At 63.6% G+C, this 22,694-nt stretch carries 26 protein-coding genes and 1 tRNA gene; 8 read left to right on the plus strand and 19 right to left on the minus strand.

The window, feature by feature from the left end; translation table 11 throughout:
- Positions 1–131 precede the first annotated feature (131 nt).
- The 7 genes from A8G00_RS21275 to A8G00_RS21300 all read right to left on the minus strand — a co-directional run bounded on the left by A8G00_RS21275 (position 132) and on the right by A8G00_RS21300 (position 4,435).
- The gene (locus A8G00_RS21275; RefSeq protein ID WP_146032631.1) at positions 132–389 is read right to left on the minus strand and encodes a transposase; all 258 of its coding nucleotides are present in this window, start codon (positions 387–389) and stop codon (positions 132–134) included.
- Between the two features lie 19 nt (positions 390–408).
- Positions 409–831 (minus strand): helix-turn-helix domain-containing protein, encoded by a 423-nt coding sequence (locus A8G00_RS24890; RefSeq protein ID WP_172451940.1) that lies wholly within the window; start codon positions 829–831, stop codon positions 409–411.
- Positions 832–1,010: 179 nt separating this feature from the next.
- Positions 1,011–1,607 (minus strand): RNA polymerase sigma factor, encoded by a 597-nt coding sequence (locus tag A8G00_RS21280; protein ID WP_103001616.1) that lies wholly within the window; start codon positions 1,605–1,607, stop codon positions 1,011–1,013.
- Between the two features lie 344 nt (positions 1,608–1,951).
- Entirely contained in the window at positions 1,952–2,266 is a 315-nt protein-coding gene (locus tag A8G00_RS21285; RefSeq protein ID WP_253258050.1) for an AraC family transcriptional regulator, read from the minus strand.
- Positions 2,267–2,663: 397 nt separating this feature from the next.
- A complete protein-coding gene (locus A8G00_RS21290; RefSeq protein WP_103001617.1) occupies positions 2,664–2,945 on the minus strand; it encodes a hypothetical protein in 282 nt (93 codons plus the stop codon).
- Positions 2,942–3,901 (minus strand): integrase family protein, encoded by a 960-nt coding sequence (locus A8G00_RS21295; RefSeq protein WP_146032634.1) that lies wholly within the window; start codon positions 3,899–3,901, stop codon positions 2,942–2,944. Before A8G00_RS21295 ends, A8G00_RS21290 begins: the two co-directional genes overlap by 4 nt.
- Before the next feature lie 458 nt (positions 3,902–4,359).
- Positions 4,360–4,435: transfer RNA gene (locus A8G00_RS21300), tRNA-Ala, on the minus strand.
- A gap of 230 nt (positions 4,436–4,665) precedes the next feature.
- Between A8G00_RS21300 and A8G00_RS21305 the strand changes: the two genes are divergently transcribed.
- Entirely contained in the window at positions 4,666–5,613 is a 948-nt protein-coding gene (locus A8G00_RS21305) for a DUF2171 domain-containing protein (RefSeq protein WP_099186317.1), read from the plus strand.
- Between the two features lie 36 nt (positions 5,614–5,649).
- On the opposite strand, the gene A8G00_RS21310 is transcribed toward A8G00_RS21305, so the two are convergent.
- From A8G00_RS21310 to A8G00_RS21330, 5 genes are read right to left on the minus strand one after another with little or no spacing between them, the layout of a single operon-like run.
- Positions 5,650–6,486: a CoA ester lyase gene (locus A8G00_RS21310; protein WP_099186318.1), complete on the minus strand. Its 837-nt coding sequence runs from the start codon at positions 6,484–6,486 to the stop codon at positions 5,650–5,652.
- Positions 6,483–6,935 carry a MaoC family dehydratase gene (locus tag A8G00_RS21315; protein WP_099186319.1) on the minus strand — a complete coding sequence of 151 codons (453 nt, stop codon included), beginning with the start codon at positions 6,933–6,935 and terminating at the stop codon, positions 6,483–6,485. The genes A8G00_RS21310 and A8G00_RS21315 overlap by 4 nt, the downstream gene beginning before the upstream one ends.
- Complete coding sequence (locus A8G00_RS21320; protein WP_099186320.1) at positions 6,935–8,833, minus strand: acetyl/propionyl/methylcrotonyl-CoA carboxylase subunit alpha; 1,899 nt, start codon at positions 8,831–8,833, stop codon at positions 6,935–6,937. Before A8G00_RS21320 ends, A8G00_RS21315 begins: the two co-directional genes overlap by 1 nt.
- Positions 8,830–9,429 (minus strand): endonuclease domain-containing protein, encoded by a 600-nt coding sequence (locus A8G00_RS21325; protein WP_367379463.1) that lies wholly within the window; start codon positions 9,427–9,429, stop codon positions 8,830–8,832. Before A8G00_RS21325 ends, A8G00_RS21320 begins: the two co-directional genes overlap by 4 nt.
- Positions 9,312–10,913 (minus strand): carboxyl transferase domain-containing protein, encoded by a 1,602-nt coding sequence (locus A8G00_RS21330; protein WP_099186321.1) that lies wholly within the window; start codon positions 10,911–10,913, stop codon positions 9,312–9,314. The genes A8G00_RS21325 and A8G00_RS21330 overlap by 118 nt, the downstream gene beginning before the upstream one ends.
- 45 nt (positions 10,914–10,958) lie before the next feature.
- On the opposite strand from A8G00_RS21330, the gene A8G00_RS21335 reads away from it, so the two are divergent.
- A complete protein-coding gene (locus tag A8G00_RS21335) occupies positions 10,959–11,297 on the plus strand; it encodes a DMT family protein (protein ID WP_099186322.1) in 339 nt (112 codons plus the stop codon).
- Between the two features lie 55 nt (positions 11,298–11,352).
- Here A8G00_RS21335 and A8G00_RS21340 read toward each other — a convergent pair whose 3' ends face one another.
- Positions 11,353–12,498 carry an acyl-CoA dehydrogenase family protein gene (locus tag A8G00_RS21340; RefSeq protein ID WP_099186323.1) on the minus strand — a complete coding sequence of 382 codons (1,146 nt, stop codon included), beginning with the start codon at positions 12,496–12,498 and terminating at the stop codon, positions 11,353–11,355.
- Positions 12,499–12,584: 86 nt separating this feature from the next.
- Between A8G00_RS21340 and A8G00_RS21345 the strand changes: the two genes are divergently transcribed.
- On the plus strand, positions 12,585–13,460 hold the full coding sequence (locus A8G00_RS21345) for a LysR family transcriptional regulator (RefSeq protein WP_099186324.1): 876 nt from the start codon (positions 12,585–12,587) through the stop codon (positions 13,458–13,460).
- A 34-nt stretch (positions 13,461–13,494) separates the two neighbouring features.
- Here the strand turns inward: A8G00_RS21345 and A8G00_RS21350 are convergent, their stop codons facing one another.
- Entirely contained in the window at positions 13,495–14,262 is a 768-nt protein-coding gene (locus A8G00_RS21350) for a methyltransferase domain-containing protein (RefSeq protein WP_044661807.1), read from the minus strand.
- Positions 14,263–14,323: 61 nt separating this feature from the next.
- Here A8G00_RS21350 and A8G00_RS21355 point away from each other — a divergent pair, with 61 nt between their 5' ends.
- From A8G00_RS21355 to bfr, 3 genes are all read left to right on the plus strand, one after another.
- Positions 14,324–15,568, plus strand: coding sequence for a DUF418 domain-containing protein (locus A8G00_RS21355; RefSeq protein ID WP_103001619.1), 1,245 nt, complete (start codon positions 14,324–14,326; stop codon positions 15,566–15,568).
- Between the two features lie 53 nt (positions 15,569–15,621).
- On the plus strand, positions 15,622–15,792 hold the full coding sequence (locus A8G00_RS21360; RefSeq protein ID WP_025547882.1) for a bacterioferritin-associated ferredoxin: 171 nt from the start codon (positions 15,622–15,624) through the stop codon (positions 15,790–15,792).
- Between the two features lie 150 nt (positions 15,793–15,942).
- The gene (gene bfr / locus A8G00_RS21365; RefSeq protein ID WP_025547881.1) at positions 15,943–16,422 is read left to right on the plus strand and encodes a bacterioferritin; all 480 of its coding nucleotides are present in this window, start codon (positions 15,943–15,945) and stop codon (positions 16,420–16,422) included.
- 117 nt (positions 16,423–16,539) lie between these two features.
- Here the strand turns inward: bfr and A8G00_RS21370 are convergent, their stop codons facing one another.
- Positions 16,540–16,947: a (deoxy)nucleoside triphosphate pyrophosphohydrolase gene (locus A8G00_RS21370; RefSeq protein ID WP_099186326.1), complete on the minus strand. Its 408-nt coding sequence runs from the start codon at positions 16,945–16,947 to the stop codon at positions 16,540–16,542.
- Positions 16,948–17,025: 78 nt separating this feature from the next.
- On the opposite strand from A8G00_RS21370, the gene A8G00_RS21375 reads away from it, so the two are divergent.
- Together A8G00_RS21375 and A8G00_RS21380 are read left to right on the plus strand one after the other, a co-directional pair.
- Entirely contained in the window at positions 17,026–17,211 is a 186-nt protein-coding gene (locus A8G00_RS21375) for a Flp family type IVb pilin (protein ID WP_007682781.1), read from the plus strand.
- Positions 17,212–17,349: 138 nt separating this feature from the next.
- The gene (locus tag A8G00_RS21380; RefSeq protein WP_020821044.1) at positions 17,350–17,511 is read left to right on the plus strand and encodes a Flp family type IVb pilin; all 162 of its coding nucleotides are present in this window, start codon (positions 17,350–17,352) and stop codon (positions 17,509–17,511) included.
- Positions 17,512–17,579: 68 nt separating this feature from the next.
- Here A8G00_RS21380 and A8G00_RS21385 read toward each other — a convergent pair whose 3' ends face one another.
- The 4 genes from A8G00_RS21385 to A8G00_RS21400 all read right to left on the minus strand — a co-directional run.
- On the minus strand, positions 17,580–19,058 hold the full coding sequence (locus A8G00_RS21385) for a M48 family metalloprotease (RefSeq protein ID WP_099186327.1): 1,479 nt from the start codon (positions 19,056–19,058) through the stop codon (positions 17,580–17,582).
- A gap of 79 nt (positions 19,059–19,137) precedes the next feature.
- The gene (locus A8G00_RS21390) at positions 19,138–20,082 is read right to left on the minus strand and encodes an acetyl-CoA carboxylase carboxyltransferase subunit alpha (RefSeq protein WP_044661804.1); all 945 of its coding nucleotides are present in this window, start codon (positions 20,080–20,082) and stop codon (positions 19,138–19,140) included.
- Between the two features lie 10 nt (positions 20,083–20,092).
- Positions 20,093–21,010 carry a tyrosine recombinase gene (locus A8G00_RS21395; protein ID WP_025547876.1) on the minus strand — a complete coding sequence of 306 codons (918 nt, stop codon included), beginning with the start codon at positions 21,008–21,010 and terminating at the stop codon, positions 20,093–20,095.
- Positions 21,010–22,694 (minus strand): hypothetical protein (locus A8G00_RS21400; RefSeq protein ID WP_172451941.1); only part of this gene is annotated, 1,685 nt, incomplete at its 5' end. The genes A8G00_RS21395 and A8G00_RS21400, both read right to left, overlap by 1 nt.

The following is a 22,694-nucleotide window of genomic DNA, read 5'->3' on the forward strand; positions in this document are numbered from 1 at the left end:
CATCTGTCATGGGATGAACTCCTGGTGAGGGGTTGGTCTTCAGCAACCAAATCCTCCCACCAGGGGGTCATTCCCGCCAGCCCCAAGGCGCCAGTCGAGCGTCAGCGAGTTCGTTCAATCCCTGGCCGGCTTCAATTGGAATTCGCAACGATGTCGCCGGGGCGCAGCGTTGGGGCCAGAACCTGCTGGGCACAGGCCCCGAACCATTCGCCTGTCATGGGGCCGTCCAGGACCATGGGCGCGGTCATCCCCGTCAAGCGCAACGCGCCGGTGAAGGTGGTGGTTTTCCAATGGGCGTGCGGGATTGGCGACCGGCATCGCATGCCGCGCCTTGCCCGTCCGCGCAGACGCGCCATCTTCGTTGACGCGCCGGTTTCATCGATGAACACCAACTGCTCGGGGTTGAGATCAGGCTGGGCCTTGAACCATGCGCGCCGCCGCGCGAGAACGTCGGGCCGCTCCTGTTCCCTGGCGTGCGCGGTTTTTTTTGACCGTCATCGAGTGACGGTCGAGGAAGCGCCAGATGGTGCTCGGTGCAAATACGGCTCCATGCTCCGATCGCAGCATCTCGGCCAGTTCAACCAGCGTGATGTCCACCTGCTCCTCGATCGCACCGAGAATAACATCGCGATGGGCTTCAATCCGCCGTGACCGCATGTCGCCGCCCTGCGGCTTCGCCCGTGTCGATCCGGTCTCTCGCCATTCGCGAACCCAGCGAACCGCGCTCGCCGCCGCAACTCCAAAACGCTCGGCTGCCGCGCGCCGTGACAAACCGCCATCGACCGCCAAAATCACCCGCGAGCGCAAATCCTCAGAGATGGACTTCGTCATGCCAGGCTGGCCTCCTCGTCCAGCTGACATGATGAATCAGATTTTCCAGTCTAAGAAAAGACCCTTGATTCAATCAGATCGGATTATGCTCTAGCCACGCCGCCAACCTAAAAACGCTCTGCATTATCACCTGTGAAATCAACATTCGTCGAAGAACAGAGCATTATAGCAAAACTCTCCTAAATCACATTCCGTCCGAAGTAATTCCTTAAGTAAATCTCTGTTCGTGCCAATTCTTTTTGAACTGTTCTGGGATGAAGACCGAACTCCTCTGCAATTGCAGTTATTTCTCTGCCATCGTTCCATCGCCGAAGAAAAATCACCCTTCGTTGCTCGGGTAGCTTGTCTAGTTCTCGTGAAAGACTTCGGAGCTCCATAATGGCCGCTGCGATTCTTTCTGGGTCGGGCGCCATATCAACAAGGCTCTCAAGCGCGGACCGATCAATTGAGATAAGGCGTTGGTCGCGGCGCAGGCTATTGAGACCCTGATTCACCGCCATCCGGTATAGGTAAGCACTCGGCTTGCTCACCTCATGTGTCACCGTGCCACTTCGAAGTTTAACATAGAGGTCATGCAGCGTATCAGCAGCGAAATCGATCGACCCGAACTTGCCCGCCAACCTGTGCAGAAGGCCTGCGTAATTCGCTGTCAAAAGTTGCAGCAGTTCAGACACCGGCTGCAGATTCCCTCCTCGAAGCTCCAGCGCGGCGACCGACTGATCTTCACGTTCGGTGCCATCAAGATTCGAATGAGGGTCGTCCCGCTTAAGGCCCATGATTCGTCGCGACTTTCACTTCAACCGCTGTGACGTTCTTGAAATCAAAAATCCTTCTCCCCGATTGGCTCCTCGTGCGCGGACAGGCAATGCGGCTCCATCTGAGATCTGAAAGTAGCAGCGGATGAGAAGAATAGAGCGGAAATGCCCCCTGCCACTCTTCACCACAGGCCGAAACCCGACATCAAGGCAAGGTCCGAGTAAACCAATGGCAGATAACCTTAAGTTTCCTGAGTTCGATTCTTCCAGGCGCATTGATCCTTGTGGCGGTATTGAAATCGGAATCTCAACACTATGCGCCTGATTTCCCATTCCTGTAACGCCTAACTTTGGGATCATTGCCGCTAGAGACGCCCAGGCGAATTTTCACTGCGCCATTTTCCAGGAGTAAGGCCGATTTTTCGCGAGAACGTATTGGTAAAATGAGCTTGATCAACGAAGCCGCAATCAAGGGCAATCTGGGCAATCGGCACTGCGGCGCCGCCCAGCATATTTTTTGCTCGCGTGAGACGCTGTTCGAGCAACCATGCGTAGGGAGCGACCCCAACCGAATTCGCAAAGGCGCGCTCGAAGTAGCTCACCGAGAGCCGACAATTTGAAGCAATATCAGCGATAGCTACCGGGGACGCGAGCCGATCGAGCATAAAACTCTTAGCCAAATTTATCTGCCATGGCGCGAGCAGCGGCCTTCGACGGCGCCCCTCTGCCTCCCTCGAAGATGCGCCTGTCGAACAAATACGGATCAACCGATTCATTCTAGACTCAACAGCTATCAGATCACCGATCGCGTTCACTCGCTCGTCGCCATAATGGCGCCCCCTTAATACGAGAGGCAGACGAACGAGGCGCCGTGGGCTGTGGCGCACCACCTCTTCTGGCTACCACCTATGCGGCACCTCACCACGGCACAGCGTGGAGAGGCGCCGCCGGAAGCAGCCCTTTCATTCCCAAATCATTGACACCTGAGCGAAGGCCAATGCGCCCCCGCAGAAGAATTTTTCTCATCGGCCTCCATGACGGTTCCACGAATCAGGTCGAGCCGGAGTGTCACGCAAGCTAATCAACACCCTCCTCGTCTCCCGGGACGCCTAGAAGCGTCGATAACCCTACTGCCGATGCAACATTGGCGAGAAAGCGCTCCCAGGCGGCAAACCCGCTCGCACGGAGGTCCAATTCCTGGTTCTTGTCATAAACGCCCTCAATGCCCTTGCGCTTATGGTTCAACATCAGCTCTGCGATGTCGCGGTCGATACCGATACCTCGCGCATGAGAGCAAAACGCCCGCCGAAGGTCATGGAAATGCCAAGAGGGAACTGCCTGACCAGAAAGCTTCCTCATCCGATCAAGGATACGATCGCGCACCTTGAACCACCCACAAAGCTGCGGCCCATCGACGAGACTCGAAGGAAGAGCCATTCATGGTTGGTCTGCATCAGTTGCCGCCCCCAGGGCCCAAGCATGACGATGTTCTCTTCGCCATTTTTGGAGCGCCTAGGCGGCCGCGTCCACACCCCATTGGAAACCTCCGCAGCAGGCGCCCCGAACAGCTCATTCCTGCGGGCCGCTGTCAGGAGAAGGAGCAAAATGCCGCGGCGGTAATAATGGGCCTCGGGCGCAAGGGCCTGGAGAGGCCATCCGAGTTCCTCGGAGCTGAGAAAGCGCTTGTTCGCCTTGGGGCCTGTGGCGAACCAGTTGGAATTGAGCGTTACAGCAGGGTGGGCCTGCAACGCCAGCCCAGCCATTTTGCCCTCTCGCCCGGCGCACCAGCGCAGAAAGCAGCTCAACTCCCCCGCCATCTTGTTGGCGCGATCTTTGGACATCTTTGCTTTGTCGTAGACTGCGTCCCAGCATTCATCCTCAGTGAGTTCGACAAGCACCTTCCTGCCGAGCCGAGGCTTGATGTCCCGCTCGAAGATGATCTCCTTGTCCGCCAGAGTGCGGGGTTTAAGGGCTTTCCGCTCGCCGCGCTTCATGGTCGCCAGGTACAAGGCGTCGCAGACCGTAAGTCCCTTTGTTTTTTCGAGTCGCATGCCGATGCGCGGGTCCTCCCCTCGCTCGATTGCGTCATTCAAACCCGAAGCCCACTGCCGAGCGGCCGCGATCGAGTGGGCTGGATACGCTCCAAGCTTCAGAGTGATGACCAGGCCTGACTTCGCGATGCGGCGGCAAAACTGCCAGACCTTACGGCCGGTGCCACTAACGATGACACAGAGTCCGGCCATCGACGGGTCGGGATGCTTGCCCTCGCACTGGGCATCTATGACAGAAGTGCTGAAATGCTGGGCTTTTCCCATCGTAACCTCGGCAATGCGAGGCGATAAAAGGATGACACAAATAACGGCACAATGGGCGTCCAAATCTGGCTCGAACTGACCAAATCTGTCCTGAAGGGCCTGTCGCCTGCTTGTCCGATTCGCGCCTCTTTCACCACCTCAAACCGGCGGAAAACCGCCAAAAATCGTCGTTCGAGGTGGGTGAGGGAATGGTAGCGGAGGAGGGACTTGAACCCCCGACACGCGGATTATGATTTCGATGCTCTTAGGGATCATGCCGCAAGTCTGCATCAACTCGGCTCGCTTCCAAGATCGACGAGCGGCGACAAGCGGTTTGGAGCAAGCAAAGATGAGCAAAAGCCACCGCCCGTTATCAAACCCGAGGTCGCCGGCAGCAGCGCAAGAAAAAAGCTGAAATTAGGCCCCAACTTAGGCCCGCCCCAAAAAGGGGAAAATAATCCAATAATTTCAATGGAAAATGGTGGAGCCGAGGGGGATCGAACCCCTGACCTCGTCATTGCGAACGACGCGCTCTCCCAGCTGAGCTACGGCCCCGTAAAGGAGCGCTGCCTATAAGCGAGCGATTGCGCCCATGCAACGGTCTTTTTGCGCAAAATGCGACGGCCGCGAACAGGCCCGGAACCGCGCAGCGCAGCCGCTCTGTCGGGGCCAAGGCGGAACATTACTCCTGCGTAACGCCCGGAACGATGCGGCCGCATGCTCATTGGTGCGGTGACGACGCTCCCGAAAGGACGTCGTGCAAAAAGCAGACAAGGAGACGGACAATGGGTTACCAAGGCGGACGTCGCTATGGTGACGGCGATCGTAACTGGACGGACTGGGACCGGGATTCCGACCGTTACCGTGCGCGGCGCGACTGGCGGGACGACCGCAGCTATCGATATGGCACGCGCGGCCAGTTCGGCGGATCGGGATCGGGATATGGCGGATCGGGCAACCGGCGCCCGCCCGAAGATTATGATCCGGAAGAACGGGGCTTCTTCGACCGCGCGGGCGACGAGATCCGGAGCTGGTTCGGTGACGAAGAGGCGGAGCGTCGCCGCGAATATGACGATTATTACAACCGGCCCTATGGCGATCCGCGGGACCAGAGCAGCCGGATCGGCTATGCCTCTGCGTCCAATTCGGCGCGTTACCTGCCCAATCGCGGCTATGCGCCCTTTGCCGGCGAACGCAGCGGCTTCGGCAGCGAGGATCATGGCTATCGGGTGCGCGCCTATGGCCCCAACCATGATTATGGCGAGCATCACGACGCCAATTATTATGCCTGGCGTCAGCAACGGATCGACGAGCTGGACCGCGACTATGCCGAATATCAGCGGGAGAATCGCGAACGCTTCAACAATGAGTTCGGCAGTTGGCGGAACCGCCGCGGCGAGCAGCGCCAGGCGGTCCAGCAGGTCCGCGAGCATATGGAAGTGGTCGGCAGCGACGGCGAGCATGTCGGCACGGTCGACAAGCTGCGCGGCGACCGCATCATCCTGACCAAGAGCGATCAGGAATCCGGCGGCATGCATCATTCGATCCCGTCATCCTGGATCAGGTCGGTGGACGCGCAGAAGGTGACGCTGGAAAAGACGGCGGAACAGGCGCAGACCGCATGGCGCACCGAGCGGGAGCAGCAGGCCCTGTTCGGATCGCAGGACGACGATGTGAGCGACCGGTTCAGCGGCGCAAGCGGCTCGACCTTCGAAAAGGGCCGTTACCGGTAAAAATGGGAGGGTCCGGCCGCCGGCCGGGCCCCTTCTTCATTCGGCGGCGGCCAGCACCCGCTGCGCCTGGACCAGATGCGGACGGTCGATCATCTTGCCGTCCAGTTTCAGCACCCCTGCACCCGGATTGGCGGCGAAGGCCTCGATCACCGCTCTCGCCCGGGCGATTTCGGTCTCGCTGGGGGTAAAGCCATCATTGATGGCGGCGACCTGTACCGGATGGATCGCCATCATGCCGGTGAAGCCATCGCGACGCGCCCTTCCTATATAGGCGTTGAGATCGTCCGTCGCCTCGATCTGGGGGAAGACCGTGTCGATGGCTGGCACGCCTGCTGCATGGGCGGCGAACAGCGTCAGGCTGCGCGCCAGTTCGAAGGGCGCGGTGTAGCGGCCGTCCTCCTCGCGGGAGGTCGACGCGCCGACCGAGGCGGGCAGATCCTCCGCCCCCCAGGTCAGGCCCGCCAGCCGCTCGCGCACCTGCCGGAACGTGCCCAGCTCGAAAATGGCGGCGGGCGTTTCGGTCGCGATGGGCAGGATCGGTGGCACATTTGCGCCGTCCGCCAGGGCGATCAGCGCCTGGATGCTGGCCACGCCTTCCGCCTTGGGCAGCATGATCCCGTCCGGCGAGGCGGGCAGCACGGCGGCCAGGTCGGCGCGGGTGTGATCGCCGTCCAGCGGATTCACCCGGACGAAGGCCACGCAGTCGCGGGGCGAGGCCAGCCATTCCTCAATCGCCTCCCGCCCATAGGCCTTGCGCTCCGGCGCGACCGAATCCTCCAGGTCCAGGATGATGGCGTCGGCGCCGCTGGCCGCCGCCTTGGCGAAGCGTTCGGGGCGGTCGGCGGGAACGAAAAGCAGCGAACGGAGCTTCATGTGGGCCTCTTCTTCAGCAGCGCCATGCGCAGGCATTGGCAGACGATTTCGTCCCGCTGGTTATAGAGCCGATGGGTGAATGTCACGATCCCCGCTTCGGGGCGGGAACGGCTTTCCTTGAGGTCCGTCACTTCGCTGTCCGCCCGCATCGTGTCGCCGATAAAGACCGGCTTGGGCATGACCAATTTGTCATAGCCCAGATTGGCGACCAGCGTGCCCAGCGTCGTGTCGCCCACCGACAGGCCCACCATCAGCGCGAAGGTGAAAGTGCCGTTGACGAGGATCTGGCCGAACTCCGAGGCTTTCGCGGCCTCAGCGTCCAGATGCAGCGGCTGGGGGTTGTGGGTCATGGTCGAGAAGAGGAGATTGTCGGTTTCCGTCACCGTGCGGCGGATGTCATGGGTCATCCGGTCGCCAATCCGCCATTCGTCATAATAGCGGCCCGCCATCAGCCATCCTCCCGCTCAACCAGCACCAGCAGCGTGCCTTCGCTGACCTGGCCGCCTTCGGACGCGTCCAGTTCCGCCACTACGCCGTCGAAGGGCGCCGTCAGGCTATGCTCCATCTTCATCGCCTCCAGTGTGACCAGCTTCTGGCCCTTGGCGACCTTGTCGCCCTGCGCCACGGCGACGGCGATGATGCGGCCCGGCATGGGGGAGAGGATCGCGCCGTCGGACGCGGCCGCGCCGCCTGCCTTGACGGGCGGGGTCTGGCTGAAGAACCAGCTTTGCCCGGCTTCGGTGACGATGATCGTGCCGTCGCGCTCCATGTCGGAGCAGAGACCGGTGCGCAGATCGTCCGATTGCGCTTCCACTACGACATGGCGGCTGTCCACGAACAGGTCGACCTTGGTCTTCGACTGTCCGTTAAGGCGGAAGCCGAACAAGCCGTCGCGAAAGGACCGATCGTCCCAATCGCTCCGGGCGAGCCAGTCCCTGCGGAATCGCTCGCCCGCCGCCGCAAGGACTCTGCCTGAGGGGCCATCGATCCTTGTCAGCGCCTCTCCCTGCCGCTCGATCAGGCCGGTGTCGAGGCGACCCTCGGCAAAATCGGCCATGGAAAGGCAAGCGTGCAAAAACGGCTTGTTGGTGTGCAGCGGCCCGACAAAACTGCTGTCGAGCCAGCGGATCAGGTCGCCCCGCGCTTCCTCCCGATCCTCGCCATGGCAGATGACCTTGGCGATCATCGGGTCGTAGAAGGAACTGACGGTATCGCCTTCCTCCACGCCCGTTTCCACGCGGGCGCGGTTGTCGAACAGCAGCCGGTCGATCTTGCCGGGGCTGGGCAGGAAGCCTTTGGCAGGGTCTTCGGCATAGAGCCGCGCCTCGATGGCATGGCCGTTGATCGACAGCTCCTCCTGCTTTTTCGGCAGCGGTTCGCCGCTCGCCACGCGGAGTTGCCATTCGACCAGATCGACGCCGGTAATCTCCTCCGTCACTGGATGCTCGACCTGGAGGCGCGTGTTCATCTCCATGAACCAGATGCGGTCGGCGCGCAGGCCTTCGCTGGCGTCCGCGATGAACTCGATCGTGCCCGCGCCGACATAGTCCACCGCCTGCGCCGCCCGGACCGCAGCGCCGCAAATGGCTTCGCGGGTGGCGGCTTCCATGCCGGGTGCGGGGGCTTCCTCGATCACCTTCTGGTGGCGGCGCTGGAGCGAGCAGTCGCGTTCGAACAGGTGCACGACCTGACCGTGGCTGTCCCCGAACACCTGCACTTCGATATGGCGGGGCGAGAGGATATATTTTTCGATCAGCACCTGATCATTGCCGAAGCTGGACGCCGCCTCCCGCTGGCAGGAAAGCAGCGCGTCGGCAAAATCCGCCGCCGCTTCGACGCGCCGCATGCCCTTGCCGCCGCCGCCTGCAACCGCCTTTATGAGCACGGGATAGCCGATGGCATCAGCTTCGGCTTGCAGGCGCTCTGCGCTCTGGTCCTCGCCCAGATAGCCGGGGGTGACGGGCACGCCCGCGTCGGCCATCAGCGTCTTGGCGGCGTCCTTCAGGCCCATGGCGGTGATGCTGGAGGGATTGGGACCGACCCAGATGAGGCCTGCGTCGATGACGGCCTGCGCGAAGGCGGCGTTTTCCGAGAGGAAGCCGTAGCCGGGGTGGATCGCTTCGGCGCCGGTCGCCTGGGCGGCGGCGATGATGCGGTCACCGATCAGATAGGATTCGCGCGCCGGGGATGGGCCGATATGCACGGCTTCATCGGCTTCGCGGACGTGGAGCGCTTTCGCATCGGCGTCGGAATAAACCGCAACGGTGCGGATGCCGAGACGCCGGGCGGTGCGGATGATGCGGCAGGCGATCTCGCCGCGATTGGCTATGAGCAGGGATTGGATCATGAGAGACTCCCAAATACCTCCCCAATATGGGGAGGGGGACCAGCCGCAGGCTGGTGGAGGGGCTGGCGCGCAACACAGGCGGCTGTGATCGCCTTGACGACATTGTCCAGATTCTGAAGGACATCGCGGGCGGGAATGCGGAGAGTGTGAAAGCCCAGCCGTTCCAATGCAGCATCCCGGTCCTGATCGCGGGCGGGCCGATGGCCGCGCGAATGGACTTCGCCGTCGACTTCGATAGCCAGTCGTGCCGACAGACAGGCAAAGTCGAGACTGTAGCGGTCTATCGGATGCTGGCGCCGGAATTTGAAACCGCCGGGGCGTGTCTTCAGGGCGCGCCACAGGACGACTTCCGGTAGATTGCCGCTGCGGCGTTCTTTGCGTGCCGTGCGGATGGCTTCAGTCGTTGCCGAGAACACCCCTCCACCAGCCTTTGGCTGGTCCCCCTCCCCGTTCCGGGGAGGTATTTGGTCCCGCCCGCTCACATGCGGAACACCCCGAAGCGGGGCGCCTCCTCGACCGGGGCGTTGAGCGTGGCGGCGAAGGCGAGGCCCAGCACGTCGCGGGTCTGGGCGGGGTCGATCACGCCGTCGTCCCACAGACGCGCGGTGGCGTGATAGGGGTTGCCCTCATCCTCATATTTCTGGCGGATCGGGGCCTTGAAGGCTTCCGCCTCGTCAGGCGTCCATTTCGCGGCGTCGCGGTGGACGGTCGCCAGCACGCTCGCCGCCTGCTCGCCGCCCATCACGGAGATGCGGCTGTTGGGCCAGGTGAAGAGGAAACGCGGACTGTAGGCCCGGCCGCACATGCCGTAATTGCCCGCGCCGAAGCTGCCGCCGATCAGCACGGTGATCTTGGGCACGCTGGCGGTCGCGACCGCGGTCACCAGCTTCGCGCCATGCTTGGCGATCCCCTCCGCCTCATATTTGCCGCCGACCATGAAGCCGGAGATATTCTGGAGGAACAGCAGCGGAATGCGCCGCTGACAGGCCAGTTCGATGAAATGCGCGCCCTTCTGCGCGCTCTCGCTGAACAGCACGCCGTTGTTCGCGAGGATCGCGACCGGCATGCCCCAGATATGGGCGAAACCGCAGACGAGCGTGGTGCCGTAGAGCGATTTGAACTCGTGAAATTCGCTGCCGTCGACGATGCGGGCGATCACTTCGCGCACGTCATAGGGAGCGCGGACATCTTGCGGGATGATGCCGTACAATTCCGCCGGGTCGTATTTCGGCGCTTTCGGCTCGCGCAGGTTGAGGTCGATCTCCGGCGCCGGTTGCAGCGTCGAGACGATGTCCCGCACGATGGTCAGCGCATGTTCGTCATTCTCCGCCACATGATCGACCACGCCGGAGCGGCGGCCATGCACTTCCGCGCCGCCCAGGTCTTCGGCGGAAATGACCTCGCCCGTCGCGGCCTGCACCAGCGGCGGCCCGGCGAGGAAGATCGTGCCCTGGTTGCGCACGATCACCGTCTCGTCCGACATGGCGGGCACATAGGCGCCGCCCGCCGTGCAGCTTCCCATGACGCAGGCGATCTGCGGGATGCCCCGCGCCGACATCTGCGCCTGATTGTAGAAGATGCGCCCGAAATGCTCGCGATCCGGAAAGACCTCCGCCTGATTGGGCAGGTTCGCGCCGCCGCTGTCGACCAGATAGACGCAGGGGAGGCGATTCTCCATTGCGATCTCCTGCGCGCGGAGATGCTTCTTCACGGTCAGCGGATAATAGGTGCCGCCCTTCACCGTGGCGTCGTTGCAGGCGATCATCACCTGCCGTCCCGACACCCGGCCGATCCCTGCGATCATGCCCGCGCCGGGCACTTCGCCGTGATACATGTCATTGGCGGTGAGCTGGCCGATCTCCAGAAACGGACTGCCCGGATCGAGCAGCCGCTCCACCCGGTCGCGGGGCAGCAGCTTGCCGCGCGCCACATGCTTGGCCCGCGCCGCTTCGCTGCCGCCGAGCGCGGCCTGCGCGACTTTCGCGTGCAGTTCGTCGCGCAGCGCCCGGTTATGCGCGGCGTTGGCGCGGAAGGCATCGCTCTCCGCCGAGAGCTTCGTGTCGAGAACAGGCGCACTCATGCTCTTGCGCTCCCCTGCCCTGCGGTTGCATATCCGGGGTCATCCATGCCTACCATCCTGCTCCTCACCATATCCAACCTGTTCATGACCACCGCCTGGTATTGGCACCTGAAAGGCGGGATGAATAAGCCCCTTTTCGCGGTCATCCTGATCAGTTGGGGCATTGCCTTCATCGAATATTGCTTCGCCGTGCCCGCCAACCGCATCGGCTTTGCCCATGGGTGGAGCGCGGGCCAGCTCAAGATCGCGCAGGAGGCCATTGCGCTGCTGATCTTCGGCGGATTCATGGTGACGGTGCTGGGCGAGCCGCTGCACTGGCGCCATCTGGCCGCTTTCCTCTGCATCATGGCGGCGGTGGGCTTCCTGTTCGTGGGGCGGTCATGAGAGAGTTGCCCGCTCTTGCGGAGGCAGGAGCCCAGTTCGGACGGCAGGGGCACATTCACACGCCGATCAGTTCGCGACCGATCAGCATGCGGCGGATTTCGTTCGTCCCAGCCCCGATGTCGAGCAGCTTGGCGTCGCGCATGTAGCGCTCGACCGGCCAGTCCTTCGTATAGCCGGCCCCACCCAGCGCCTGCACGGCTTCGAGCGAGACCTTCATCGCATTCTCGCTGGCCAGCAGGATCGCGCCCGCCGCGTCGAAGCGGGTCGTCCTGCCCCGGTCGCAGGCCTGCGCCACGGCATAGACATAGGCCCGCGCCGAATTGAGCGCGACATACATGTCCGCGACCTTGGCCTGCATGAGCTGGAAAGCGCCGATGGGCTGGCCGAACTGCTTGCGCTCCCGCACATAGGGCAGCACCACGTCGAGACAGGCCTGCATGATGCCGAGCTGGATGCCCGACAGCACCGCCCGCTCATAGTCGAGGCCCGACATCAGCACGCCGACGCCGCCGTTGAGCGGGCCCATGATGTTTTCCTCCGGCACTTCGCAATCGTCGAAGACCAGTTCGGCGGTGGGCGATCCGCGCATGCCCACCTTGTCGATCTTCTGCCCGATGGAGAAGCCCTTGAAATCCTTCTCGATCAGGAAGGCGGTGATGCCGCGCGACCCTTCGCCGGTCTTGGCATAGACGACAAGCGTGTCGGCATAAGTGGCGTTGGTGATCCAGAATTTGGTGCCATTGAGGACATAGCGATCGCCGCGCTTCTCCGCGCGCAGCTTCATCGAGACGACGTCCGACCCCGCCCCCGCCTCCGACATGGCGAGCGATCCGACATGCTCGCCGGAGATCAGCTTGGGCAGATAGCGCGCCTTCTGCTCCGGCGTGGCCCAGCGGCGGATCTGGTTGACGCAGAGATTGGAGTGCGCGCCATAGCTGAGGCCTATGGAGGCGGAAGCCCGCGCCACCTCCTCCTGCGCAACCACATGCTCCAGATAACCGAGACCAAGGCCGCCATCGCCTTCCTCCACGGTGACGCCGTGCAGGCCCAGCGCGCCCATTTCCGGCCACAGGTCGCGCGGGAACCAATCCCTGGCGTCGATTTCCGCGGCCAGAGGCGCGATGCGGTCGGCGGCGAAACGGGCGGTCGTCTCGCGGATCATCTCCGCATTTTCACCCAGCGCGAAGTCGAAATCAGTCATGGCAAGCTCTCCTTGCCGCGCATCCTATCGTTCAACAACCGCCAAGAAAAATTGAAACGGCGCAGGATAGTGTATAGTTTCTATCTATGATCGAACGCTATTTGCTCCGCTATTTCCTGGCTGTCGTGGACCATGGCAATTTCTCCCGCGCGGCCGCGCACTGCCTGGTGTCGCAACCTACTTTGTCCGTGGGCATCTCCAAGCTGGAACAGGCGGTGGGTGCTCCGCTTTTCCTGCGCAGCAACCAGCGGGTCGAACTGACCGAAGCCGGAGCCCGCCTGCTGACCCATGCCCGGCGGATCGAGCGCGAATTCAACCTGGCGGAACTGGCGGGGGCAAAAGCGGAGCAGGCCCCGGTGCTGCGCATCGGCGTGCTGCTGAGCATAGCAGGCGAGCTGGTCGCCCGCGCCGTTGCAGACCACGCCATGGCCAAGGAAGGCAGGATCGAGATCATCCCCGGCAGCGAGCGGGAATTGCTGGGGCGCCTGGACGCGGAGCGGATCGACGTGGCGCTCACCCTGATCAGGCCGGGCGCGGACCGCTTCCTGACGCAATCGGTTATAGAGGAAGGCTATGGCATCGCCATGGCCGCCGGCCATCCGCTGGCCGAGAGAGCCGTGGTGGCTGCCGAAGAACTCGCCTCCGAAACGATGATCGTGCGCCGCCATTGCGAGGCGCTCTCCGCCACCAGCCGCTATTTCGTCGATCGCGGCGTCCGCCCGCATTTCGCCTTGCGCTCGACCAATGACGAGCGCGTGATGCAGATGGTCGCGGCGGGGCTGGGCATAACGGTCATGCCCGAAAGCTACCGCTGGCCGGGCATGGCGCGGGTCGCGCTCAAGGATTTCGGTGAGCGGAGGAATGTCGGACTTCTCTATGGCGCGCGAGCGGCGGGGCTGCGGGAAGCGCCGATGCTCAGGGCGCTGGAAGCGTCCTTGAGGGCGGAAGGCCCCCGTATCTAGAGCAGCCGATGATCCTATCTGCTTGGAAAACGCTCTAACCGGCGCGCGTCACCCGGCCGAACAATATCTGATAGACGTCATCGCCGCCGTCCTCTTCGAAGGCCGCCATGACTCGGCGCAGGTCGCGGGGAGGAAGCGGCTTTCTCCCCTCGCTTGGCACCACGGCGCCGATGCCCTTGAGATGGGCGATCAAACCCTTTGCGCCGCCGCATGGCAGGGCATATTCCTCATCGAAGGCGAAGGCGTCCTCATAGGGCGCCAGCATGGACCGCAATGCGGGTAGCGAAGGATAGTCGGGAATGCCCGGCCTCAATCCGGCGGCCTGATGCGCCGAACGCCAGCGGGCGAAGCTGCCCTGCCCCATGGTCGAGAAAAGCAGGCTGCCCCCCGGGCGCAGCAATCCCGCCAACCGTGCGATCGCGCTTTCCAGATCGTCGAACCATTGAAAGGCCAGACTGGAAAGAATGAGGTCGAACCATTCGCCGTCGAAGATCGGCGCTTCCCCATCCATCGCCAGGAAAGTGCCCGCAACCAGTCCGCCCGTGGCGGCGCGGGCCAGCATGTCCGGCGACAGATCCGTCACCACCAGTTCGGCGCCCGGCCAGCGCGCCTGGATGTCGCGTGTCAGAAAGCCCGTGCCGCAGCCGATCTCCAATATCCGGCCGACCCCGTCAGGCCTCTGCCGCTGCGCAAGATCGGCCACCAGCGCGGCGGCCAGCCGCTGCGGCCCGGCATGATCGTCATAATGCCCCGCAGCCGCGCCGAAAGCGTCGCTTATTCGTTGCTTGCGGTGGCCGTTCATGGCTAGTCGCATTGACAGAGCCGCACTCTCTTTTCCAGTCTTTCAAGGACCGCGCCGACCGATGACCGCCCTTTCCGCCCGGATTCCCGCCATGGACGTTCTGCGCGGCTGCGCGGTCATGGGAATCCTCTGGATGAACATCGCGGCCTTCGCCCTGCCCGAACAGGCCTATTTCAACCCCGCGGCGGCGGGGCCGCTGTCGACAGGAGACATTGCCTTCTGGACCGTCAGCTTCCTGTTGGTGGACGGCAAGATGCGGGCGCTGTTCTCCATGCTGTTCGGCGCGTCGATGCTGCTGCTGATCGACCGGGAGGAAATGGCCGGACGCGACGGACGACGGGCGCAGATGATCCGGGCCGGCTGGCTGTTCGTCTTCGGCCTTGCCCATTACCTGCTGCTGTGGTGGGGCGACATATTGATGATCTATGCGCTGGTCGGGCTGGCGGCGCTGCCATTCGCGCGCAGGGAGCCGCTGGCGCTCGTCAAATGGGCCTTTTTCTTCTTCCTGGCGCATTTCCTGATCTGCGCAGGCTTCATCGGCACGCTCTATGCCTGGGGCCATGCCGCCGCCGCACCCGATGCTCCCGGCCATGTCAGTGCGGGTTTCGCCGATTTCGTCGCTTCGCTTTCCGATCCGGACCACGCGGCCATCAGCGGCGAATATAGGGTCTATCGCGGCGGCTATGGCGGCATCCTCGTCCATCATGTCGCCCTGTTCGGCGGACAGTGGCTCACGACCCTGCCATTCGTCGCATTCGATACGCTGGGGTTCATGCTGCTGGGCATGGCGATGTTGAAGGGCGGTTTCCTCACCGGCCGATGGGAGGCGGAGCAATATTGGCGGACGGCGCGGCACTGCTTCCTGATCGGGCTGATTCCGATGGCGGCGCTGGCGGCGTGGATCGTTTCCAGCCGGTTCGCTCCGCTCACGGCATTGGGATCGGTATTGGCCTGGTCCTTCCCCTTCCGCATCCCGCTTGCCGTCGGGTGGGCGGCCCTGGTCCTGTGGCTGTTCACGCGCCACCCTGCCGCATCGTTGACCGGGCGCATCGCGGCCGTCGGCCGACTGGCGCTCAGCAACTATCTGGGCAGCAGCCTCATCATGTGCGGGATCTTCTATGGCTGGGGACTGGGACTGTTCGGCCAGGTTCCGCACCACAGGCTGCCGCTGTTCGTGATCGCGGCATGGGCGACGATGCTGATCTGGTCGCCCCTCTGGAAACGCCGATTCGTCCTTGGCCCGGCGGAGTGGCTGTGGCGCAGCCTTGCCCGCGGCCAAACGCAAAAGATTCGCAACAGCGCCTGAATTCCTATTGCGACCTATTATCATCTGCGCTATCTCCCCCTCAGGAGATTTGCATGGTTGTCTGTGTCTGCAATGCCATCCGTGAAAAGGACCTGAAAGAGGTCGCCCGTGAAGGTTGCGCAACCCCTTGCAGCGCCTATGCGCGCCTCGGCCGGCGTCCGAAATGCGGCCAGTGCGTGCCCTTCGCCCGCACGATCATCGCGGCGGAGCGCGCCTCCATTTGAAGCCATTGCGAAGCAGGCGCATCGGATTGACGCGAACCTGACGCAATAGCGTAGCAGAAAATGGCGGATTTCGGCGGCTTTGCGGATTAACAAACGCCAGCCGAACGCTTATGATCCCGGCACTTTCCCCTACAGCCGGAGAAGAACGCCATGAAGGGCGACGCCAAGGTTATCGAATATCTGAACGAGGTGCTCAAGAACGAGCTGACCGCGATCAATCAATATTTCCTCCACTATCGCATGCTGAATCATTGGGGCATCGAGAAGCTGGCCAAGTTCGAATATGAAGAATCCATCGATGAGATGAAGCATGCGGACAAGCTGGCGGAGCGCATTCTGTTCCTTGACGGCCTGCCCAACTTCCAGTTGCTCGGCCGGCTGAAGATCGGGGAAACGGTGGAAGAAATCCTGAAAGCCGACCTCGAGTTGGAATATGAAGCCCTGCCGGTGCTGAAGGACGCCATCGCCTATTGCGAATCGATCCGTGACTATGTGAGCCGGGATCTGTTCCAGCATATCCTCGAAAGCGAGGAAGAGCATGTCGACACGCTGGAAACCCAGTTCGAGATGATCGAGCGCATGGGCATCCAGAACTATATCCAGCTGCAGAGCAAGGCTGCGGAAGAATAAGGGATCACGGGCGGGCGGGCCTATCCGGCATGCCTGCCCCGCCACTGACGCTTCGGATCAGCGGTGGGAATGACATTGTGCTCATGCGAAGACGGAAGCAGGCGTCATTCAGCCCATTTAAATCAGCGAATCGAGCAAACCGATCAGCGGCAGGTCGGCCGGCGGCATCTCCAGCGCATACATTTGCGCCGGCCTGACCCATTGCAGCGCGGTCGCATGACGCGCTTCCGCTATTCCTTGCCACTTGCGGCAGACATAGAGCAGCAGCAGCAGATGGCGGTCGCCCAGCGGCTCGCTCGCGAAGGTCGCGGGTGCCAGGCAGCTCGCATGGGTGCGAATGCCCAATTCCTCCTCCAGTTCCCGGATCAGCGCGGTTTCAGGCGCTTCCCCCGGCTCGACCTTGCCACCGGGAAACTCCCAGAGATACGCCATCGGCTTGCCTGGCGGCCGCTGCTGCAACAGCACCCGGCCATCCGCGTCGACCAGGGCGGCGGCGACCACCAGCAGAGGAGAAATTATCGTCATAATGGTTCCGCTTGAGGGGTTTGTTAACTCTGCCCCTTTTACAAGGGCATCCGGGGCTGTGTGTAAATGGGGTGCGGCATGCGGGCATTATTCAAAAATTTCAGCTTCTGGAAGCTGATCTACTGCCAGCGCGGAGCGACGGCGGTGGAATATGGGTTGATCCTCGCCCTCATCTGCCTGGCCATAGTCAGTGCCCTGTCCAACGTCGCCAACAAGACCATCGGCATGTGGAACAATGTCGCGACGGAAGTCCTGGCGCATTAACCATTTATGTCTGACACCTGCTGCGCTCCATTAAATCTTTATCAACCCGCACTCTCTACACCGTCCCAAGCTGACCTTCATTCCAAGCGGGGGGCGGCCGGGTAGTTAAACGTGAAATTTGACGCAAGGAGACTTCCAATGCAGTTCATCCGCAAGATGATGAAGAATGAAAAGGGTGCGACCGCCATTGAATATGGCCTGATCGCCGCGCTCATCGCTGTCGCCGCCATCGGCGCCATGACCAGCCTGGGCGGCAAGCTCGGCAACACCTTCAACAATGTTTCGGGCAACCTGAAGTAAGCTCGAACCACATTGACGAAAAAAGGGCGACGGAAGCAATTCCGTCGCCCTTTTCATTGCGCCCAACTTCACCAGGTCACGATCTTGACCCGCTGCCCGGGACGCAGCACGCTATTCGCCGTCAGGGCGTTGATCGTCAGGAACCGGTCCAGCGGATAATCCGTATAGGCCATGCGTTTGGCGAGGGACTGGACGGTGTCGCCAGCCTTTACAGTCACGACATCGACCCGCCGAGGCTTGATCGCCGCCGCGTCCTGGGCCGAAAGACGTTGTACCGACTGCACCATGGGGGAAAAGGGACCGATCCCCTGCCCCGCCGCCGTCAGCAGCAGGAAATGATAGGCTTTCCCGCCGCCGAAATCATAAGCGAAAACCGTCGCATCCACCTGGCTGGACTGGGTGCTGGCGCGAACGGTGCGCCAGGCTGCGGGCAGGCCGTTGACGGTGGTGCGCCGCACCTCTCCGGCCGGAACGTCGCCATTGCCGCCGCCCAGCTTCGCGAACACTGAGTCGATATAGACGGACAGATCGCCCGAATAGGGTGCGGCGCTGAACTGCGCCTGGCCGCCCGACCCCACGACGCTGACGGCGCTCGCGCCATTTTCCATGCCGAAGCCCAATGGCGCGGTGAAGCTGACCCGCAAATCGGGATGGCGGAAGCGGCTGCCCTCGATCACGCCCTGTTTCGGATCGTCGCCATAGAGAACGCCGTTGAGGGCGTTCAGGAACGCGTCCCGGTTGCGGACCGTGCTGGTGGAGCCGCTGCCGGCTGCATTGCGTGACGCGCGGCCAACGCGCGAGGCGGGGTCGGGATGGGTGCTTGCCCATTCCGGCACCGAACGGGAACTGCCGGTGACCCGGGCATCCAGGCTGCTCTGCGCCGCGAGCGAGGCCAGCATGGATGACAGGGCCTTGGGATCGTAACCGCCCGATGCAAGATAGCGGATACCCAGATCGTCCGCCTCATATTCCTGGCTGCGCGAGAATTTGAGCGTCAGCAACTGGCTGCCTTGTCCAATCCCCTTCTGCAACATGCCGGTGAGCGCCGAATCGCCCAGCAGAGCGCCCGTCAGCACCTGCAACAGGGTACCGCCAATGGCGTTGCGCTGCGCCGCCTGCTGCCGCCTCTGGCCATGCTGCGCCGCGACATGGCCGATCTCATGACCGAGCACGCCGGCCAGCTCCGCCTCGTCATTCATCAGCGCCATGAGCTGGCGCGTCACATAGACATAGCCGCCGGGAATGGCGAAGGCGTTGTTCACCGGCGAATTGAGCAGGGTGACGGTGAAGTCCCCCTGCGCATTGGACAGGCCGGACTGGACCGCGATGCGTCGGCCCACGCCCTCCACATATTTCGCCTGCGGCCCGGCATAGGCGCCGCCAAATTCGTTGAGAAGCTGGGGATGCTGCTTGGCGCCCGCTTCCTTTTCCTGCGGACTGATCGACGAAACCGTACGGATCGCCCGCTGCTGGCCGTCTGCGGACGGCGCGGCCGTCAGGACGATCAGGCCCAGCCCGGCGACAGCCAGAGATGATGTTCGTTTCACGGCGCCTCCTGCTACCCCTGTTACCTTCGCGTAACGAGCAATAGCAGGCGGATGTTCCCCGAAACAGAGGATCGCGCGGTCAGACGCCTATCGCCAGAAACTTGTCGGCGCGATCGGTACGCAGCGCATCGCCGCCAAGACCCGAGAGCGAATCCAGTTCCTCCCCGATCGCCGCGCCCAGATTGGCGATGGCCTGCACCGGCTCGCGATGGGCGCCGCCGACCGGCTCCGGCACGATCCGGTCGATGACGCCAAGCGCCTTCAGATGCTGCGCCGTCACCTGCATGGCGGTCGCGGCGTCGCTTGCCTTTTCCGCCGTGCGCCAGAGGATGGAGGCGCAACCTTCGGGAGAGATCACCGAATAGACGGCATGTTCGAACATCAGCACGCGATTGGCCGCCGCCAGCGCCACCGCACCGCCGGAGCCGCCCTCACCCACCACGGCGGCCACCATCGGCACCCCCAGCGCCAGGCATTGTTCCGTCGAACGGGCGATCGCCTCCGCCTGACCGCGCTCCTCCGCCTGCACGCCGGGGAAAGCGCCCGACGTATCGACCAGCGTCACCACCGGCAGGCCGAAACGGTCGGCCAGCTGCATCAGGCGGATCGCCTTGCGATAGCCCTCCGGCTTGGCCATGCCGAAATTATGGCGGACGCGGCTTGCGGTATCGTCCCCCTTCTCATGGCCGATCACCATCACGCGCCGCTCGCCCAGCGTAGCGAAGCCGCCGATGATCGCCTGATCGTCGGCAAAGGCGCGGTCGCCGGCCAGGGGCATGAAATTGTCGAACATGCCCGCGACATAATCCTTGAAATGCGGACGGTCGGGATGGCGGGCGACCTGCGTCTTCTGCCAGGGCGACAGCTTCGCATAGGTGTCGACCAGCATTTTGGAGGCGCGCTGCTCCAGCTTGTCGATCTCGCCGCTGATGTCGATGTCGCCCGCATTGGCGGTCGCGCGCAATTCGATGATGCGCGCTTCCAGTTCGGCAATCGGCTTTTCGAATTCGAGAAAACTAACCATGGGCATGGCGTTAGGGCGCAGACGCTTCGCCGTCAACGCGCCGATGCGTCATGGAAGCCAGCGGATGGCGGCTGTTGACCAGTTCGACCAGCCTGCGGCTGTCGACATGGGTATAGATTTGCGTGGTGCCGATGTCGGCATGGCCCAGCATGGATTGCAGCGCGCGCAGGTCCGCCCCGCCTTCCAGCAAATGCGTGGCGAAGGCATGGCGCAGCACATGGGGGCTGACCCGATCCGGCGCGATGCCGGCAGCGGCGGCCAGCGCCTTCACCATCTGATAGAGGCGGATCCGGCTGACATGGCTCTTGCCCGACGGAAAGAGCCAGGGGCTGTCGGCCGGAACATGCGGCAGCCAGGCCGCCACGGCGGCGCGGGCGCGGTCTGAAATCGGCACCAGCCGCTCGCGCCCGCCCTTCCCCCTCAGGATCAGGAAGGGCCGGTCGGATGCCAGGGCGCGGCGCGGCAGCGACACCAGTTCCGTCGCCCGCAGCCCCGATCCGTAAAGCAGCTCGATCAGCGCGGACAGCCGCAGGTCCAGCGGCGCGGGATGCTCGACAGCCAGCTTCGCCGCGATCAGGGCGAACAGGGATTCGACTTCGCCCGTCGAAAGGATCTTGGGCAGCGGCCGGCGGGTGACGGGACGCGGCAGGGCAGCGGAAGGATTGTCGGCGCGCAGCCCCTCCTCCTCCAGAAAGGCGTAGAAGGCGCGCAGGGCGGAAGACTTGCGGGCGACGGAAGAGGCCGCCAGTTCCGCCCAGGCCGTCGCCAGTTCCGCCAGGCCATCCTTGGTGGCGACCGCCAGGCCGCCGACAAGGTCCGCCGCCCCCTGCAGGTCCGCGCGATAGGCCAGCAGCGTGTTGCGCGAGGCACCCCGTTCGGCCGCCATCATTTCCAGAAAGCGGTCGATAAGCGCGGCATCCTCTCCCATCAGAGCCGCGTCATCGCCTCCGCGGCGATCATCCGGGCTTCGGGGTCAAGCCCGACCCGATGCAGTGCCGCGACGATGTGGTAGAGGTGGAAGGCCGGGAGCCGGTTCCAGTCGGCGGTCTGCATGCCGACCGCCGCCAGCAGCGCGACGCTGCCCTTCTCGCCCCGGCCGGCCGCCGCATCGATGGCGCGCGACCAGCGGCTGGCGGCAGCCAGATCGAAACCATAATCCTGCGCCAGCGCCGCACCGTCCTGCGCATTGAGCCGCGACAGTCCCGCCAGCGCTGCGATCAGCATCTGCGCCTTGTGGGGATTGGCATCCTTGGCGAAGGAGGAAACCCGTCCCGACCCGATCTCCACCACCGCGCTCGGCGCACCGACCGCCAGCAAGGCCCAAAGGTCGGCCGCGCCGTCACCGTCCGCCTGCGCCGCAAGCCGCGACCATTGCGCCGCGCCGCGGTCATAACCGGCGGTGAACATGGCCGCGACCAGATTGGCGGCATCGCGCGCGCTCAGCTCCGAAACCGGCAGCGCCGCGGCCGCCCGCGCCGTCGCGATCAAGCCGACGAAATCCGGCCGCGCCTCATTCTGCCAAACTGTCCGCATCGCCTGGAGCCGCTCGTCCGTCCCCGATCCGGCATAGGCGGTGCGCAGCGCGTCCACCCGGTCGGCCGCATTGGCGGGCACGTCGCCGTCGGATTGCAACTGGCTGTAGAAGCCAACCAGCGCCTGCGAGGAAAAGACGCCGAGCCGAGCCGCCACCTCTGCGCCCGGCAGGCGACGAACGGCGGACAAGGCAGGCGCACGCGCTTCCCAGGCGCGGACATGGGGCCCGACCGTGGCATAGAGATCATCGGGTATCTCGACATTGAGCGCCGTCGCGAGGCCGAAACGCCAGGCCGTCAGCCGGTCCACCGCGTCCCATTCGATCTTCACCGACCTGCGGGCGTTGAATCCGGTGCCCACGACCTTTTCCGCCAGCCGATAGTCGATGCCGCGCACCACGCCCCGCCGTTGCGCCTGGTTGAGCGCCCCGCTGGCCGAACCCTGATCTCCTGAAAGCGCCGGGCATATGGCGCGTGTCATGTCCCAGCCCGGCTCCTTGCTGAACCGCAGCGCGCCCGCCGACAGCGGACACAGTCCCGCCGGATCGGCCGTCGCCAGATAGGTCTGCATGGCGATGGCATAGAGGCGGGGGGTGAACCGGTCGGAATCGACGCTCTGCACCAGCAGGCGGGCGCTGTCCGCCTCCCCCATGCGCAGCAGCAGCCAGGCGCGTTCGGCCACCCAATCGGCGCCGTCGATGTCGCGGGGCGTATCGGTCGCGGACAAGAGCGCCCGGCGCAGCAGGATCGACGCCCAGCGGGAGGTGATCGGCGCCCGCGTTTCCTTCATCAATGCGGCGAGGAACTGGCCCGACTGCGCGCCGAAGGCATTGGGAGCCAGCCCCCGCTGCTCCGGCGTCAACGGCCCAACGCGATCGAGTGAGCGATGGGCGTTTTCCGGCAGGTCGTATTTCTGCTTTTCGGCGGCCAGCTCCTCCTCGCTCATCGGTTCCGCCGCATTGTCCCCGGCCTCGTCCGTGATGGCGAAGCTGGGCGGCACGATGGGCGTGGCGGGCGTGGAGCCGACAGGCGGCGCGGGCGTGCCCGGTGCGGGGCGCGGCGGCTGCGTGCCGGGTTGCG

It is taken from the genome of Sphingobium sp. SA916 (assembly GCF_002894065.1).
GTDB classification, from domain to species: Bacteria; Pseudomonadota; Alphaproteobacteria; order Sphingomonadales; family Sphingomonadaceae; genus Sphingobium; species Sphingobium fuliginis.

Bases quoted from the DNA above. Each gene is read 5' to 3' on its own strand.
- A8G00_RS24890 (WP_172451940.1), bottom strand. From the start codon at position 831: ATGACGAAGTCCATCTCTGAGGATTTGCGCTCGCGGGTGATTTTGGCG.
- A8G00_RS21280 (WP_103001616.1), bottom strand. From the start codon at position 1,607: ATGGGCCTTAAGCGGGACGACCCTCATTCGAATCTTGATGGCACCGAA.
- A8G00_RS21290 (WP_103001617.1), bottom strand. From the start codon at position 2,945: ATGAGGAAGCTTTCTGGTCAGGCAGTTCCCTCTTGGCATTTCCATGAC.
- A8G00_RS21295 (WP_146032634.1), bottom strand. From the start codon at position 3,901: ATGGGAAAAGCCCAGCATTTCAGCACTTCTGTCATAGATGCCCAGTGC.
- A8G00_RS21305 (WP_099186317.1), top strand. From the start codon at position 4,666: ATGGGTTACCAAGGCGGACGTCGCTATGGTGACGGCGATCGTAACTGG.
- A8G00_RS21310 (WP_099186318.1), bottom strand. From the start codon at position 6,486: ATGAAGCTCCGTTCGCTGCTTTTCGTTCCCGCCGACCGCCCCGAACGC.
- A8G00_RS21315 (WP_099186319.1), bottom strand. From the start codon at position 6,935: ATGGCGGGCCGCTATTATGACGAATGGCGGATTGGCGACCGGATGACC.
- A8G00_RS21320 (WP_099186320.1), bottom strand. From the start codon at position 8,833: ATGATCCAATCCCTGCTCATAGCCAATCGCGGCGAGATCGCCTGCCGC.
- A8G00_RS21330 (WP_099186321.1), bottom strand. From the start codon at position 10,913: ATGAGTGCGCCTGTTCTCGACACGAAGCTCTCGGCGGAGAGCGATGCC.
- A8G00_RS21335 (WP_099186322.1), top strand. From the start codon at position 10,959: ATGCCTACCATCCTGCTCCTCACCATATCCAACCTGTTCATGACCACC.
- A8G00_RS21340 (WP_099186323.1), bottom strand. From the start codon at position 12,498: ATGACTGATTTCGACTTCGCGCTGGGTGAAAATGCGGAGATGATCCGC.
- A8G00_RS21345 (WP_099186324.1), top strand. From the start codon at position 12,585: ATGATCGAACGCTATTTGCTCCGCTATTTCCTGGCTGTCGTGGACCAT.
- A8G00_RS21350 (WP_044661807.1), bottom strand. From the start codon at position 14,262: ATGAACGGCCACCGCAAGCAACGAATAAGCGACGCTTTCGGCGCGGCT.
- A8G00_RS21355 (WP_103001619.1), top strand. From the start codon at position 14,324: ATGACCGCCCTTTCCGCCCGGATTCCCGCCATGGACGTTCTGCGCGGC.
- A8G00_RS21360 (WP_025547882.1), top strand. From the start codon at position 15,622: ATGGTTGTCTGTGTCTGCAATGCCATCCGTGAAAAGGACCTGAAAGAG.
- bfr (WP_025547881.1), top strand. From the start codon at position 15,943: ATGAAGGGCGACGCCAAGGTTATCGAATATCTGAACGAGGTGCTCAAG.
- A8G00_RS21370 (WP_099186326.1), bottom strand. From the start codon at position 16,947: ATGACGATAATTTCTCCTCTGCTGGTGGTCGCCGCCGCCCTGGTCGAC.
- A8G00_RS21375 (WP_007682781.1), top strand. From the start codon at position 17,026: ATGCGGGCATTATTCAAAAATTTCAGCTTCTGGAAGCTGATCTACTGC.
- A8G00_RS21380 (WP_020821044.1), top strand. From the start codon at position 17,350: ATGCAGTTCATCCGCAAGATGATGAAGAATGAAAAGGGTGCGACCGCC.
- A8G00_RS21390 (WP_044661804.1), bottom strand. From the start codon at position 20,082: ATGGTTAGTTTTCTCGAATTCGAAAAGCCGATTGCCGAACTGGAAGCG.
- A8G00_RS21395 (WP_025547876.1), bottom strand. From the start codon at position 21,010: ATGGGAGAGGATGCCGCGCTTATCGACCGCTTTCTGGAAATGATGGCG.